We start from the raw sequence: 15,542 nt of genomic DNA, 5'->3' as shown, positions 1-15,542 counted from the left end.
AACAACCATAAACAAGAAATGAAAGTACTCAGAGTTATCACCTCCATGAATCCAAAAAGTGGAGGGCCTTGTCAGGGAATACGCAATGTAAATCCTTTTATTAAGCAATTAGGTACAGAGGTCGAAGTAGTATGTTTGGATAATGCAGCGGAAGAGTATACCACAAAAGATGATTTTATTATTCATAAAATAGGAAAAGGGAAAACCTCTTATCAATACCAGCCTTTATTGTACAACTGGCTGATAAAAAACGCTCTGAATTATGATCTTGTAATGGTTCACGGACTTTGGCAGCATTATAATTTAGTAGTTTACAAGGCAGTTAATGCTTTGAAAAAGTCTGGTAAAAAAGCGCCCAAAGTGGTTATTATGCCACACGGAATGCTGGATCCTTATTTTCAGACCGCAGCTGACAGAAAATGGAAGGCATTGCGAAACGAGTTGGTTTGGTTTTTTATCGAAAAAAAATGTATCAATCAGGCAGATGCTATTTTTTATACCTGTCAGGAAGAATTGCAGCTTGCTGCAACCACTTTTGAAGGCTATAGTCCTAAAAAGGCAATCAATGTAAGTTACGGAATTCAGCCGCCACCAGTAAGAAAGCCGGAATTTGATACTGCTTTTTATAAAAAATGTCCGGAATTATTGCACAAGGAATACTGGCTTTTTTTAAGCAGGATTCACGAAAAAAAAGGAGTCGATTTATTGATTCAGGCCTACAGCCAATTGTCTGTAAACAATCCCGCTCTTCCGGAATTAGTAATTGCCGGACCAAATGAATCTGCCTACGGACAGGAAATGATCAAAATGGCAGCTGAAAATTCAAAAATCCATTTTTCAGGAATGCTCGAGGGCGATGAAAAATGGGGCGCTTTCTACAATTGCCAGGCGTATTTATTGCCAAGTCATCAGGAGAATTTTGGTATTGCGATTGTCGAAGCACTGGCTTGCGAAAAAGCGGTATTAATTACGGATAAGGTCAATATTTACAGGGAGATAGAAGAAGGAGGAGGAGGATTGGTCAGTGCAGATACCTTTAATGGTGTTCTTGGAGTTCTGAAAAAATGGGAAGCACTGAGTAAAACAGAACAAGAAGAAATGGGCAAAAATGCATTTTTACTTTATCAAAAACATTTTGATGTAAAAAGCGCTGCCGAAAAATTAAACAAAGTTTTAAAATCACTTATTTAAATGATCTATCAGGATTTAAAACAATTTTCCGTTCCCAAAACCTTTCGCGGAAAATCTAAAATTACAGTACAATTATGGTGGATCGTACAAGGAACACTTTTCGCATTGTCTCCCCAGTTTTTTTATGGATGGCGCAGGTTTCTTCTTCGGTTGTTTGGGGCTAAAATTGGCAAAGGAGTATTATTAAGGGCTACCGTAAAAGTTACTTATCCCTGGAATATAGAAATAGGAGATTATAGCTGGATCGGCGAGGACAATGTTTTGTACAGCCTTGGCAAAATCACAATAGGCAGTCATGTTGCCCTGGCACATAAAGTCTACATCAACACGGGAGGACACGAATACGATAAAGTTTCTTTTGATATTTTTTCAGAACCGGTAGTTATTGAAGATCAATGCTGGCTCACCAATGATGTTTATGTTGCACCGGGCGTCACCATAGGCAAAGGCTCGATAATCGCAGCCAGAAGTTCAGTACTAAAGAGTATGCCTGCTGGTAAAATATGTGTAGGAACGCCTGCTATTGCAATAAAAGACAGAATTTAAAATTATAAAAATGGCAAAATTTTTAATCACCGGAGGATCAGGATTTATTGGTACCAATTTGATCAGTAAATTGCTTAAAGATAATCATCAGGTCGTGAGTATCGATATTAAGGAACCTAAATCGAAGGAGCATACTACTATTTTTAGAAAGGTAAATTTATGCAACAGGCAGGAATTAGAAAGCGTAATACTTTCATTCGATCCGGCGTATGTAATTCATTTAGGAGCCAGAACAGACCTGAACGGAAAAACATTAGAAGAGTATGATGCTAATATTGGCGGGGTAAAAAACTTACTGTTTGTTCTGGATCAGTTAAAAAATCTAAAAAGAGTCATTTTTGCTTCGTCTATGTATGTTTGCCGACCGGGTTATGTACCGCAGGATTTTACTGATTTTGCACCGCATACCGTTTACGGGGAAAGTAAAGTGTTAACTGAAAAAGTCATAACAGAGCATAATCCTAAATATACCTGGACTATTGTAAGACCAACTTCTATTTGGGGACCTTATTTTGATGAACCCTACAACCTTTTTTTCAAAATAGTACTTTCCGGAAAATACTTTCACATGGGTAGTAAGGCCTGTAAAAAAACGTACGGCTATATCGATAATTTTATTTACCAGATACAATCCATTATTGCGTCAGATAAAGTGCAGGCAGATCAGAAAATATTTTATTTAGGGGATTATGAGCCTTATAATATTACCTCCTGGGCAGATGAAATTGCCGGAACAAAAAGCATAAAAATCCACAATATTCCTTATGGCATTTTTGTTCTGACCGCTTTTTTGGGTGATTGCCTGAAGTTAGTCCGAATTAAATTTCCAATGACCAGTTTCCGATTAAAAAACATGACTACAGATAATTTTTTCGACTTATCTGAGATCAGAAAGCTGGCTCCTCAACTACCTGTATCCAGAATAGAGGGCACTAAAGTAACAGTAAACTGGATGGTAGAGAATCGCAGTATATAAAGGTTTCTGTTTCATTCCTATTTCCAATTTATAAGCTCATTCACTATCCGTGTTTATATAACACCACGCCAATAATTTGCAACAATACTATAATTTATGAAAGTTTCTATAATCACGATTTGCTACAATAGAAAAAATACTATTGCCCAATGTATAGAAAGTGTTTTGAATCAGAACTATGCCAATATCGAATACATTGTGATCGACGGAAATTCGACTGACGGTACAAAAGGTATTATTCAGGCTTATGCGGATAAAATTACCCAATACATTTCAGAACCGGATAAAGGTATGTATGACGCGATCAACAAAGGTTTGAAAATGGCGACAGGAGATATTATTGGTCTGATGCACTCAGATGACGAGTTTTATGATGCCGCCGTGGTCAGTAAAATCGTAACTGCTTTTGACCGTAACACTCAGACTGAGGGCGTTTATGGCGACGGGATATACGTTACAAACGATGCCGAAGAAAAAATAGTCCGCAACAGAATAGGGGGAGAGTATGTTTTCGAAAAATTAAAAACAGGCTGGCTGCCTTTGCATCCCACGGTTTATTTTAGAAAACAGGTGATTGAAAAATTAGGAGTGTATGATTTGAATTTTAAAATTGCTTCTGATACTGAATTTCTGCTTCGCTACTTATTTGTCAATAAAATAAAATTAGTCTACCTCAGCAGTTATGTGGTAAAAATGAGAATGGGCGGATTGAGTACTTCTTATAAAAGAGCTTTTGAAGTATTGTATGAAGATTACCGTATCTATAAATATCATGGTTTATCAGCCTTCAGGGCTGTTTTTCTGAAAAAACTACTAGCGCTGAAACAATATATCAACTAATTTTTGAGTACCCGATTATCACAGAATGAAAACACAGAATGTATGGAAAAAAAGTACCATTATTATTTTTTTGCTAGTATGTACGGGTAGTATTTTTTACTACTCATGGATTCACAATCCGGGTTTGGAAACCGAAACGTATTTGCCGCTCTGGATCAGGAAATGGAGCAATGAGTATTATAATCTGCGAACTGCCGTACCATTTGTAGTTCTGGGATATTTACTGGAAGTATGGCAAAGACTTTCGAATGCTGCCGGCGCTGCAAACCAATCGCCCTTTCGATTAAAAAATTTTATAATAATTGCTGTGGTGGTTTGCCTGGCAGAAGGCGGACAATTTTTTATAGCAACGCGTCAGCCGGATTTCATGGATGTTTTCTTTGGAATTTCAGGAGGTATTTTCGGTTGTTTCGTGTATCATTTAATTCAAAAAATCAACTTATTATTTAGTAAAAATGCGTAATAGACATAAATTTACTTTTATTTTTTGCAGTATCCTATCTGATTTTTTTGCGATAATCGGAGGTATCTTTCTCTTTTTCAATTTTACAGAAGCTTCTGTACAATGGAATATTTTTGTTATCGAAAACAGTTATCTCTTTGCTGTAGTGGGCTGGTTGTTAGCGGCCTTATATTTTAATCTGTACCGACTCGATACTATTTTTAGCCTCACTACTTTTTATCGCAACAGCTGGCGTGTCTTTCTAAGCCAATGTATCTTATGGCAGGTTTACCTGCTTGTTTTTCAGGGAGCCGCTGAGTATCGATTGGCAATTGATGCCAATTTGCTGCAATTCAGTTATTTGCTTTTTTACCTTTTCCTGTCCAGAATTATTTTTACGCTGGTTTTAAATAATATTAAAAAATTTATAAAAAAGCCTTTTACAGTAGCCATTTGGGGTTTTAATACTACCAGCATACAATTGGCTTCAAAACTGGAGAGCAACGCTTATTTTTATGATTTTCCCGGAATTATCAATGACATCAATGAAGAGAGTTTTACAGATAAATCAACATTTGGCGAAGCACTGTCAAATGCTATTCTGAGAGCTTCAGGAAACGGTATTCAGGAATTGTATATTGTAGTAAAACCACAATTTATAGACGACCTGAACGGTTATTTCGAATTGGCAGACCGGTATTGTATGCGTTTGAAATTTGTTCCTGATTTATCGATGATTTCAAAATCTTCCTTCAGCAGTTCTAATTTCGAAAATTTTCATGTAATACGTCCGCGTCACGAACCATTGCAGAACGCTTACAATCGATTGGCCAAACGGGTATTCGATATTGTTTTTAGTTTCTCAGTATTGGTTTTTATATTATCATGGCTGTATCCGTTAATGGCTATCATAATCAAAAAGCAAAGTAAGGGACCTGTTTTATTCAAACAACTTCGCACAGGAAAAAAGAATGAAGCTTTCTGGTGTTATAAATTTAGAAGCATGACCGTCAATACCCAAAGTGACAGTTTACAGGCTCAAAAAGAAGACGCGAGAGTTACCCCCATAGGAAAATTTATCAGACGAACTAGTATTGATGAACTGCCTCAGTTTTTTAATGTTTTATTAGGAAACATGAGTGTAGTAGGACCGCGTCCTCACATGCTCAAGCATACGCAGGACTACAACGAACAGATTAATAATTTTATGGTCCGCCATTTTGTAAAGCCCGGAATTACGGGTTTGGCCCAGGTTTCCGGCTATAGAGGAGAAACTAAAAAAGTCTCGGATATGCAGCGCAGAGTAAAGGCTGATATCGATTATTTGCAAAACTGGAGTCTCATAAAAGATATTAAAATTTGTGTATTAACCGTAATTGTAACCCTGAAAGGGGATGAAAATGCTTTTTAAACCTTAAAAAAAATGTTATGAATATCACCATCACCTCTTATTTAGCCGGTTTTATCTCCGGCGTTTCTATTGCCGGTTTTTTTATTGGCAAGGAATTATACCGTTTTTATATCAAAGACAAAGTACAGAAAAAACAGCTGCACCGATTGTCTAAACTGAATGACAATATGAAAGCGAAACAAAAATTCCAATTAGAATCCAATTAATTGATTAGTCTGTTCTAATCAATTGCATCTCTACTTATTCAGGTATTGTAAAACTGCAATACTAGTTCTGTCTTTTTAACCCCATAATTATTATATTGTATATGAATCGTCTACCCTGCATTTTACTATTTATCGTTATTCTGTTTTCATCCTGTGCTTCAAGAAAAGATATCCTCTATTTTCAGGATGCTGCTGATTATTCTCAAGCAGCAACTGCTATCAAAGCTGTTTTAGTACAGCCAAATGATATTTTAAGTGTTCGAATTGGCGCTTTGGTTCCTGAGACAGCATTACCTTACAACATACAAACAGGAAACACACCAACCAATTCTACATTAGATATACTAAAAGTTCAGGGATATCTTGTTTCTCCTGACGAAACCATTGTACTGCCTATTTTAGGATCCTTGAGTACAGCAGGATTATCTGTAACTGATTTAGAAACAAAAATTAAGCTAGAACTGGAAAAAGGAGGACATTTAGTAAATCCTACTGTTGCGATTCGAATTTTGAATGCTAAAGTTACGGTTCTCGGTGAGGTAAAATCACCTGGAACTTACACCTTTTTAGAGCAGTCGCTTTCTGTTCCGCAAGCTTTAGGATATGCGGGAGATTTAACAATAAGCGCCAAGCGAAATGATATTTTATTAATTAGGGAGTCAGGAGGCAAAAGAATAATGATGAGTGTTGACCTGACCACTGTAAACTGGATGAACGATCCGAAATACCAGATTCGCCAAAACGACGTATTAGTGGTGAACCCAAATGACGCAAAAGTAAAAACAGCAGGATTTATAGGCAGTACAGGTACTGTACTTACAATTGCTTCGCTGATATTAAGTTCGATTATATTATTAACCAGATAAAAAGCTCATGCATACAGATAAAAATGAATATTTTGACCCAATAGAAGACGAAAACTCTGTACAGTTAAAACAAATGCTGAGCAAATACTTAGGGTATTGGCCCTGGTTTTTAATCACAATTATAATCGCACTTTTTGCTGTTTTTACTTATTTAAGATATGCTGATGTTGTCTATAAATCTGAAGCGAAAGTAAAATTATTACTGGATAAGGAAAGTTCAAATTTTACATTAGATGTCACGAAACTATTTAATAAATCGAATATTAATTTAGAAAATGAAATCGCTTTATTCAAATCAGTGCACCTGTCTGAACAAGTGGTTAAGAATTTAAAACTGAACGTAGAATATTATTATAATTCTACGGTGCGATCCAAGCAAATATACAATGCCCCGTTTGTTGTAAGCTACGATAATAATATCACAAACCTGAAAGATGCGTTGCAATACACGATAAAGGTAACCCCGACGGGATATAACATTTTAGATGTTTTATCAGGACAAAAGTTTGAAATCACAGGATATACTTCGAATCAGAAAATTGCCCATTTGCCCATAAGCATAAAACCAGCTTTAGGCGCGAACATCACAAAAAATATTGATAAGAGTTATAATGTAGTGCTAAAACCACTTAATAAAACCGCTTTAGAACTCAGTAATGCCTTTGAAGTGGATGCCGAGGGAAAAGACAGCGACATTCTTTCGATTTCATTAGAAGGCACTAACGGACCTCAATCAGAAGCGATTATCAATAATTTGATCCATGTTTTTGAGGCGGATGGAATTACGGATAAACAAGAGGTTTCGCGCAGGACAATTAATTTTGTAGACGATCGGTTTGTCTATTTAAGAAAAGAACTCGACTCTATAGAAAGTTCCAAAAAAGAATACAAAAGAAGCAATAATCTTAGTTTTATTCAGGAAGATGCCGGTTCAAGTATTCTTCAGAAAACAGCCAAGGAGCAAGCTTCATTTGATATAGAATCACAGTTATTATTAGCCGATTTGCTCAGGAAAAGTATCGAATCTCAAAAAGCATTCGAACTTTTACCGGCAGATATAGGCATACAGAATCCTACGATCAATCAATTGGTAGCAGATTACAATACAGCTGTTTTATCGTATCAAAAATTGCAGACCAGTGCAGGAACTAATAATCCGTCGCTTCAGCTTTTGGTGAGTACGCTGGTAAGTTTAAAAAGCAATATCATCAATTCTGTAAAAGGGTTTAAGCAGCAACTACAAACAACACTTGTTCAGAGCGAATCAGCTCAAAAAGCAGCCGACGGAAGTTTTGCTTCTATTCCTGAAAAAGAGAAAGTATTGCGTAGTATCGAGCGTCAGCAAAACCTAAAAGAAAGTTTGTATTTATTGTTACTTCAAAAACGAGAAGAAGCTTCTATCAATTTGGCAGTTACAGTAGCAAATACTAAAATTATAGATTACGCTATTACAGATATTTACCCAGTTTCTCCACAAAGAAGCAAGATTGTCCTGATCGCTTTATTTTTAGGAATGGTGTTCCCGTTTACGATTTTATTTGTAATTTTCAAATTAGATAATAAAATATATTCGGCAGCAGATGTCGAAAACATAGCCGCTAATATTCCTGTTTTAGTAGAACTTCCTACCCTAAAAGAAGACAAAGATTCTCAGGTTCAGAACACAGAAGCCTTTAGAACTTTAGCGAATAATACTAATTTTATTACTCCTTATACCGAAGATAAAAAAGGAAGCGTAATATTTGTTACTTCTTCTATCAAGGGAGAAGGAAAAACGTTTGTTTCTTATAATCTCGCTACTGCTTATTCACAACTTGATAAAAAAGTAATTATTATAGGTGTTGATTTTAGAAATCCCCAATTGCACAGGAATTTAGAAGATGTAAGCAAAGACAGCCATGGATTGAGTAATTATCTGCACGATAATACGATACAATGGAAAGATTTATTGCGCAGTAACGGAGAAGGCGAATTTCCGTTTGATCTTTTATTACCCGGAATTATACCACCAAATCCAACCCTGTTATTATCCAATCCGCGTTTTGCCACCTTTATCGAGGAAGTAAAAGCAGCGTATGACATTGTTATATTTGATACACCTCCAACCTTATTGGTGAGTGATACCCTTATGATTTCTAAGTATGCTGAAACCACTTTATTTGTTTTGCGTTCCGGAGTGACAGAAAAAACGCTGATCTCTTATTCTAAAAAATTGTTTAAGGATAAAAAAATCATCAATATGGGTTATGTACTTAATGATATTGATTTTAGTTCAAGTTACGGTTACGGATATAACTACGGTTATGGCTATGGTTACGGAAGAGAAACAGAGAAAAAATCATGGTTTCAGAAGTGGAAAAAAAAATAAATAATTGAAAGCAATCCAAATGAATTTAGCAATAGGTATTTTAAAAGAAGCACAAGAATGGTTAACGCCCGTTTTTGATCAGGAAACACAAGATAAAGTAAACGAAATGATTGCTTTCCATCCGAACGAAGTAAGAGAAAGTTTTTATAAAAATCTTGAATTTGGCACAGGCGGAATGCGCGGCGTAATGGGTGTTGGTAATAATCGTATCAACAAATATACGTTAGGCAAAAGCACTCAGGGATTATCGGATTATTTGTATAAGGTATTTCCGGATCAAAAGCTTAAAGCGGTTATTGCATACGATTGCCGTCATAATAGTGACACACTGGCCAAAACTGTTGCTGATGTTTTCTCTGCCAATGGTATTCAGGTTTATTTGTTTTCGAGTCTCAGACCTACGCCCGAATTGTCTTTTGCTCTAAAATACCTCAAGTGTCATTGCGGAATTGTATTGACAGCATCTCATAATCCACCGGAATATAATGGATATAAAGTGTATTGGGAAGATGGCGGACAAATTGTACCGCCTCAGGACGCTGAAATTATAAAAGCCATTGAAGATTTAGAATACAGTCAGATTAAGTTTGAAGCAAATGATGCTTTAATTGAATATATCGATACTGAAATAGATCAGGCTTTTGTGAAATCATCAGTTCAAAATGCCAGTTTTAGCACCTCTGATCAGGCCAAAGATAATCTGAGCATCGTTTTTACGTCGTTGCACGGAACTTCTATAACCGTTGTACCGGATACATTAGCGTTGGCAGGATACAAAAATGTACATATTGTGGAAGAGCAGAGAGTACCCAACGGAGATTTTCCGACTGTGAAATCTCCAAATCCCGAAGAACCCGAAGCCCTGACAATGGCTTTGGCATTAGCAGAAAAAACCAACGCTGATATTGTTATTGGTACTGATCCTGATTGTGATCGTTTAGGAGTAGCTGTTCGGGACAATGATGGAAAAATGGTTTTGTTAAACGGAAACCAATCCATGATTTTAATGACGGCTTTTTTATTAGAGCAATGGAAAAAAGCAGGGAAAATAAACGGCAAACAATTCATAGGTTCTACTATTGTTTCAACCCCAATGATTGCAGAATTGGCCGCCGCTTATGGTGTTGCTTATAAAAGCGGTTTAACAGGTTTTAAATGGATAGCCAAAATGATCAAAGACTTTCCGGAACTCGAATTTATTGGCGGAGGAGAAGAAAGCTTTGGTTATATGGTAGGAGACAGCGTTCGCGATAAAGATGCGGTTGCAGCCAGTTTATTAATTTGCGAAGTGGCTGCACAGGCCAAAGCAAATAACAGTTCTGTTTACCAGGCATTATTGCAGCATTATATCGATTTTGGTTTTTATAAAGAGCACCTGATTTCGATTACCAAAAAAGGAATCGATGGATTGGCTGAAATCAATAAAATGATGGTGAATTTAAGAGAAAACCCTTTAAGGGAAATTAACGGTCAAAGAGTAGTGAGAATCGAAGATTACAAATCATCCGTATCAAATAATTTGTTGAATAACGAATCAGAAATCATAAACATGCCCCAAGCAGATGTCCTGATTTATTATACTGAAGATGGTTCTGTAATTTGTGCCAGACCAAGCGGAACTGAGCCAAAAATAAAATTTTACATCAGCGTCAATGAAGAATTAGAAACAATAGAAAAGTATGAGGTTATTAAAGAAGTGCTGAAGGAAAGAATAAAAAACATTAGCATTTCTATGCAATTAGAAAAAAGTAGAAATTAATTCAAAAAAAAGTAAACACATTTTAAATAAAAAGTGTGTTGAAAATTTAAGGTGGCAAATTATTGGTCAAAAGTAAAATGCGACCTAATTATTGTTGGTAAAAAAGCTGTTCAGATCGAACAGCTTTTTTTGTTTCGTGTCTTTTTTTGTAAAAGAATAAGATAAAGCTCTTATTTATGTACCCGTTTTGATCTAAAGAAAGATTTTATTGTTTTCCAGCAAACGCGCCATTTTTTTTCTGTCCGGAATCTGCATGGGCACTGTTTTAAATTGATTGATTTCAGTGGCACTATGAATGTCTGATCCCGTAAAATCATACAAATCATTTTTAAGCAATTGTATTGCCTGATTTTGAATACTTTTGCCGTAATAGCCTGTTAACGAAAGTAAGTTGAGCTGAAAAAACACACCATATTCTTTTAGTTTTTGATATTTACTAAAAGAATTATGAAAATAAAGATAACGTTCCGGATGCGCTATAATTATTTGATAATTTTTTGTCTTTAACTCGAATAACATTTCAAACAGGTTCAGAGGATTATTAAAGAGATTGAACTCGATCAGGAGATAGTTCTGAGACAAACATAGTAATTTTTCGTTTTTGCTTTTTTCTATTAATGTATTGTCCAGCATATATTCGCTTGCATATCTTTTCAGAAACAACTTGTTGGCATCATTTTGAAGTGCTGTTTCATAAGCCTGTTGTATGCTTTCAGACGTATTATTCCAGAGCCCGTTAAACGTATGCGGCGTGGCAATAGCTGTATTAATGTTAAGCGCTTTCATTTGCGCTATCAGATAGTTTGTTTCTTCCGGTGTTTTGGCACCATCATCAATACCTGCCAGTACATGGTTATGAATATCAATATAGCCATCAGGTAGTATTTCTTTCAGATAAAATTTTGATTTGAATATTGAAAACATGAAGAGGATTTTTTGCTTCAAATATATTCAGGCTTCATGTTCAAAAAATTACCAAACAAGGACAAAAAAGTCTTATTCAGGACATTTCGTTCTTGTTTAATTAAAAATATCCTGACTGAATAGTGACCTTTACGGCCTGATTTGGCGGGACTTTGTGATCTTTATTTTATCAAAAAGCCCCACACTTTTTATTATATTAAATCTATTAAAGAATGACTCCAAAAAACTTTAAAATAACTCGTTGTGCGCAATTGTTTCAACACACTAATTAGGTGTGGGGCAAAAAAGAGAAACGCTTTTTTTAGCTAAAAACGATGTTTCTGTAACTAAAATTTATTACTGACTTTATCCGTTCTTAATACTCCAAAAGACATCATGTTTCAACCCTTGCCATTCGATCCCAATACCGTTTTTATAGTATATTTTTGGGGGAATTTATTGATGTGTATTCTTATTTTTAGCTATTCACTTTCGTACGCAACAAGTGATAACAGGAAAATTTTGAATAGTTTTGGCTTTGCAAAATTATTAGTAACAGTGGGCTGGATACTGATTCTTTTAAGAGGCGTTGTTTCAGATATTATCTCCGTCAGTATGGCGGATACGATCCTTCTTTTAGGTTGTGGTTACGAAACGATCGCCATGTTGTTATCGCTTCGGATAAAATCAAAGAAACGTTATCAATTGCAGATCGCCATTACTATTATGGCAGCTGTCGTGCTAAATGTTGCCATAGTATTTGAAGCTTCGATTAATACCCGAATTTTAATTATGTTGATTGGCGTATTTGCCATTTATTTACCTCCAACGGTCAGTCATTTTAAAGAAAATAAACATAACTTTTCCCGGAATTTATACGCCTTTTGTTTCGCAGGATTTGAAATCCTGTTATTGCTTCGGGCAATTTATATGTATTGTAATCCGCAAAAGATATTTTTTATCAATATCACATTTGATAGCCTGTACAGTATTGGTTTGTTTTTGTTTGCTCTCATTGGTACGGTTGGCTTTTTGTTATTGATAAAGGAAAAACAAGATCTTAAAATCCAGAAACTGCTAGACGATAAGAATATTTTTTTCTCTATAATTGCCCATGATTTAAGAGGTCCATTGGGATCCTCAGTAGCACTTTCGAAACTATTGAGAGAAGATATTAAAGAAGGCAGCCGCGCAGAAATCAGTGAGATTGTAGAAGTGCTGCATCAATCCAATAAAAACATTTACAAATTACTGGACAAGCTCTTAGAATGGTCGACGACGCAAACCGGAATGATGGTTTACAGTCCGGAAAAAATCACTTTGAATGAATTGATCAATGAAAATATAAAACTGAACCAAAATGCGGCATTCAGTAAAAATATCGCTCTTTTGTTTGAATCAACGGAACAAATTGAACTTGAAGCAGACAAAAATATGATGGATACGATTGTACGCAACCTCTTGACCAATGCGATTAAATTTACAGGCCGGAATGGTAAAATTGCCGTTAAAGTGCAAAAGAAACATCAAAATGCAGAAATATCCATAACAGACAATGGTATAGGAATTCCTGATTTGATAAAAGAAAAGCTGTTTAAAATGAATGGAAAGGTGATTCAGCGAGGAACGGAGAATGAAATCGGAAACGGAATGGGATTGCTGCTTTGCAGTGAACTTATAAACAGACATCACGGTAAAATCTGGGCCGAAAGTGAATTGGGAAAGGGCAGTACCTTTAAATTTTCTGTACCACTTGAAGCTTTGAAAAATTAAGATACAAACATTCTAAACCTTCAAAGTCAAAGGATTTGAGGTTTTTAATTTTTATTTGAATGAAGTATTTTGATAATTCCTTTAGTGTGGAACCTAAAATATGAAGTTGCTGTTATTTCAATACGCTCACGAAAAAAGGAATTTCGGGATAGCAATACTGAATTTCGGGATGCACATTATCCTGCAGGTACTCTTAACTTTGAGTAAATCAAAAAATAGATTAATTATGAGTTCTACCACTTCAAAATTCGAAAAATTATTAAAGGGTTCTAAAGAGTATGGAAAAGTAAATCACCAACCTGACTCCAGTAAAGAGATTCAAATTAATACACCTGAAAAAACAATGCCTTTTTCAGATCAGATAGGAAATTATCAGCGCAATAAAGCCATTCCGGTTAAATCGTATAAAGACAGTAAAATTTATATTGTAGGAAGTGGTATCGCAGGAATGGCGGCAGCCTATTATTTTATTCGTGACGGCCATGTTCCGGGCGAGAACATTATTTTTCTGGACCAGCTGCATGTTGATGGCGGTTCGCTGGACGGTGCCGGAAATACTACAGACGGTTATATTATTCGTGGTGGCCGCGAGATGGATATGACTTACGAGAATCTTTGGGATATATTTCAGGACATTCCGGCCCTTGAGCTGCCGGCTCCTTACAGCGTATTAGACGAATACCGTCTGGTAAATGACAACGACCCGAATTATTCGAAAGCGAGATTGATTCATCAAAAGGGACAAATCAAAGATTTTAGTAAATTTGGATTAGAGAAAAAAGACCAGCTTTCGATCATAAAACTATTGCTTAAAAAGAAAGAAGACCTGGATGACATTACGATCGAACAATATTTTAGTACATCTTTTTTAGAAAGTAATTTTTGGTTTTTCTGGCGTACGATGTTTGCCTTCGAAAACTGGCATAGTTTATTAGAGTGTAAATTATACATGCACCGCTTCCTGCACGCTATCGACGGGATGAAAGATTTGTCTTGTCTCGTTTTCCCAAAATACAATCAGTACGATACTTTTGTGACACCGCTTAGAAAATTTTTACAAAGCAAAGGTGTGCAAATTGATCTTAACACACTTGTAAAAGATTTAGATATTCATAGTGATATTGAAGGAAAAGTTGTTGAAGCCATCATTATAGAAAAAGACGGCAAAGAAGAAAGCATTCCCGTAGGCAAAGACAATTACGTAATTGCCACAACAGGCTCGATGACAGAGGATACTTTTTATGGTGACAATCTAATGGCTCCGGCTATTGATTTGGATAAAAACAACAGTGGACAAAGTGCGGGATGGAAATTATGGAAAAACCTGGCTGCGAAATCCCCTGTTTTTGGAAAACCTGAAAAGTTCTGCGGAAATATCGAAAAATCTTCCTGGGAATCGGCTACACTTACCTGTAAACCTTCAGCGTTTGTTGATAAAGTAAAAGAGTTGTGTGTAAACGATCCTTACTCAGGAAAAACGGCAACGGGAGGAATTGTTACGATTAGCGATTCAAAATGGTTAATGAGCTTTACTTGCAACAGACAGCCGCATTTTCCTGACCAGCCAGATGATATTCTGGTAATCTGGATCTATGCCCTTTTTATGGACAAAGAAGGCGATTATATCAAAAAAACGATGCCGCAATGTACCGGTAATGAGCTTTTGGCAGAATTGGCGTATCATTTAGGAATTATTGACCAGCTCGATAATATCGTAGAAAACACTATTGTTCGCAGTGCATTTATGCCGTATATCACCTCTATGTTTATGCCAAGAGCAAAAGGCGACCGTCCGCAGGTAGTTCCGGAAGGATGTACAAATTTAGGATTAGTGGGACAATTTGTAGAAACTAATAATGATATTGTCTTTACCATGGAAAGTTCTGTTCGAACTGCCAGAATAGCCGTTTATGAATTGTTGAATTTGAACAAACAAGTACCGGATATCAATCCGTTACAGTATGATATTCGCCATTTGCTTAAAGCAGCACAAGCCTTAAACGATTACGAACCAATAGTAGGCGAGGGGCTTTTAAGAAAATTTCTAAAAGGAACGTATTACGAACATCTGCTTGTTGAGAATGAAGACGCACAGGATCATGAATCTTTCTTTACAGAACAAATCAACAAACTAAAACAATGGATAGGAGGAATTAGAGAATAAAATCGTAATAAGATCAATCTGTTTTTTACATGATATTGGTAAAGAAAAAATGACACCTGAGCTTTTTGTTCAGGTGTCATTTTTATACTATTTAACT

The 15,542-nt window shown here is 35.9% G+C and carries 13 protein-coding genes; 12 read left to right on the top strand and 1 reads right to left on the bottom strand.

The genetic code is table 11. From position 1 onward, the window contains the following. Nucleotides 1–18 precede the first annotated feature (18 nt). The 10 genes from B0A67_RS01030 to B0A67_RS00985 all read left to right on the top strand — a co-directional run bounded on the left by B0A67_RS01030 (nt 19) and on the right by B0A67_RS00985 (nt 10,605). Nucleotides 19–1,191 carry a glycosyltransferase gene (locus B0A67_RS01030; protein WP_072953714.1) on the top strand — a complete coding sequence of 391 codons (1,173 nt, stop codon included), beginning with the start codon at nt 19–21 and terminating at the stop codon, nt 1,189–1,191. Further along, the gene (locus B0A67_RS01025) at nt 1,192–1,737 is read left to right on the top strand and encodes a WcaF family extracellular polysaccharide biosynthesis acetyltransferase (RefSeq protein WP_072953712.1); all 546 of its coding nucleotides are present in this window, start codon (nt 1,192–1,194) and stop codon (nt 1,735–1,737) included. Nucleotides 1,738–1,747: 10 nt separating this feature from the next. Next, nucleotides 1,748–2,713 carry an NAD-dependent epimerase/dehydratase family protein gene (locus B0A67_RS01020; RefSeq protein WP_072953710.1) on the top strand — a complete coding sequence of 322 codons (966 nt, stop codon included), beginning with the start codon at nt 1,748–1,750 and terminating at the stop codon, nt 2,711–2,713. A 96-nt stretch (nt 2,714–2,809) separates the two neighbouring features. Further along, nucleotides 2,810–3,553 (top strand): glycosyltransferase family 2 protein, encoded by a 744-nt coding sequence (locus B0A67_RS01015; RefSeq protein ID WP_072953708.1) that lies wholly within the window; start codon nt 2,810–2,812, stop codon nt 3,551–3,553. 25 nt (nt 3,554–3,578) lie between these two features. Further along, complete coding sequence (locus B0A67_RS01010) at nt 3,579–4,016, top strand: VanZ family protein (protein WP_072953706.1); 438 nt, start codon at nt 3,579–3,581, stop codon at nt 4,014–4,016. After that, entirely contained in the window at nt 4,009–5,406 is a 1,398-nt protein-coding gene (locus B0A67_RS01005) for an exopolysaccharide biosynthesis polyprenyl glycosylphosphotransferase (RefSeq protein WP_072953704.1), read from the top strand. Before B0A67_RS01010 ends, B0A67_RS01005 begins: the two co-directional genes overlap by 8 nt. Before the next feature lie 17 nt (nt 5,407–5,423). Beyond that, complete coding sequence (locus B0A67_RS01000) at nt 5,424–5,612, top strand: hypothetical protein (protein WP_072953702.1); 189 nt, start codon at nt 5,424–5,426, stop codon at nt 5,610–5,612. 101 nt (nt 5,613–5,713) lie between these two features. After that, on the top strand, nt 5,714–6,478 hold the full coding sequence (locus B0A67_RS00995; protein ID WP_072953699.1) for a polysaccharide biosynthesis/export family protein: 765 nt from the start codon (nt 5,714–5,716) through the stop codon (nt 6,476–6,478). Between the two features lie 7 nt (nt 6,479–6,485). Beyond that, a complete protein-coding gene (locus B0A67_RS00990) occupies nt 6,486–8,846 on the top strand; it encodes a GumC family protein (protein ID WP_072953697.1) in 2,361 nt (786 codons plus the stop codon). A 19-nt stretch (nt 8,847–8,865) separates the two neighbouring features. Continuing rightward, nucleotides 8,866–10,605 carry a phospho-sugar mutase gene (locus B0A67_RS00985; RefSeq protein ID WP_072953695.1) on the top strand — a complete coding sequence of 580 codons (1,740 nt, stop codon included), beginning with the start codon at nt 8,866–8,868 and terminating at the stop codon, nt 10,603–10,605. Nucleotides 10,606–10,797: 192 nt separating this feature from the next. Here the strand turns inward: B0A67_RS00985 and B0A67_RS00980 are convergent, their stop codons facing one another. After that, nucleotides 10,798–11,529, bottom strand: a complete 732-nt coding sequence (locus B0A67_RS00980) for a tyrosine-protein phosphatase (protein ID WP_072953693.1) — start codon at nt 11,527–11,529, stop codon at nt 10,798–10,800. Between the two features lie 375 nt (nt 11,530–11,904). Here B0A67_RS00980 and B0A67_RS00975 point away from each other — a divergent pair, with 375 nt between their 5' ends. Together B0A67_RS00975 and B0A67_RS00970 are read left to right on the top strand one after the other, a co-directional pair. After that, entirely contained in the window at nt 11,905–13,281 is a 1,377-nt protein-coding gene (locus tag B0A67_RS00975; RefSeq protein WP_084074404.1) for a sensor histidine kinase, read from the top strand. Between the two features lie 226 nt (nt 13,282–13,507). Further along, nucleotides 13,508–15,445: an oleate hydratase gene (locus tag B0A67_RS00970; RefSeq protein ID WP_072954232.1), complete on the top strand. Its 1,938-nt coding sequence runs from the start codon at nt 13,508–13,510 to the stop codon at nt 15,443–15,445. Nucleotides 15,446–15,542 lie beyond the last annotated feature (97 nt).

This window comes from Flavobacterium aquidurense (assembly GCF_002217195.1).
Lineage (GTDB): Bacteria > Bacteroidota > Bacteroidia > Flavobacteriales > Flavobacteriaceae > Flavobacterium > Flavobacterium frigidimaris.
This window is presented reverse-complemented; position numbering and strand designations above follow the sequence as displayed.

Excerpts from the sequence above, each read along its gene's own strand:
- B0A67_RS01030 (WP_072953714.1), top strand. The coding sequence starts at position 19 with ATGAAAGTACTCAGAGTTATCACCTCCATGAATCCAAAAAGTGGAGGG.
- B0A67_RS01025 (WP_072953712.1), top strand. The coding sequence starts at position 1,192 with ATGATCTATCAGGATTTAAAACAATTTTCCGTTCCCAAAACCTTTCGC.
- B0A67_RS00970 (WP_072954232.1), top strand. The coding sequence starts at position 13,508 with ATGAGTTCTACCACTTCAAAATTCGAAAAATTATTAAAGGGTTCTAAA.
- B0A67_RS01015 (WP_072953708.1), top strand. The coding sequence starts at position 2,810 with ATGAAAGTTTCTATAATCACGATTTGCTACAATAGAAAAAATACTATT.
- B0A67_RS01010 (WP_072953706.1), top strand. The coding sequence starts at position 3,579 with ATGAAAACACAGAATGTATGGAAAAAAAGTACCATTATTATTTTTTTG.
- B0A67_RS00980 (WP_072953693.1), bottom strand. The coding sequence starts at position 11,529 with ATGTTTTCAATATTCAAATCAAAATTTTATCTGAAAGAAATACTACCT.
- B0A67_RS01020 (WP_072953710.1), top strand. The coding sequence starts at position 1,748 with ATGGCAAAATTTTTAATCACCGGAGGATCAGGATTTATTGGTACCAAT.
- B0A67_RS01000 (WP_072953702.1), top strand. The coding sequence starts at position 5,424 with ATGAATATCACCATCACCTCTTATTTAGCCGGTTTTATCTCCGGCGTT.
- B0A67_RS00985 (WP_072953695.1), top strand. The coding sequence starts at position 8,866 with ATGAATTTAGCAATAGGTATTTTAAAAGAAGCACAAGAATGGTTAACG.
- B0A67_RS00990 (WP_072953697.1), top strand. The coding sequence starts at position 6,486 with ATGCATACAGATAAAAATGAATATTTTGACCCAATAGAAGACGAAAAC.
- B0A67_RS01005 (WP_072953704.1), top strand. The coding sequence starts at position 4,009 with ATGCGTAATAGACATAAATTTACTTTTATTTTTTGCAGTATCCTATCT.
- B0A67_RS00975 (WP_084074404.1), top strand. The coding sequence starts at position 11,905 with ATGTTTCAACCCTTGCCATTCGATCCCAATACCGTTTTTATAGTATAT.
- B0A67_RS00995 (WP_072953699.1), top strand. The coding sequence starts at position 5,714 with ATGAATCGTCTACCCTGCATTTTACTATTTATCGTTATTCTGTTTTCA.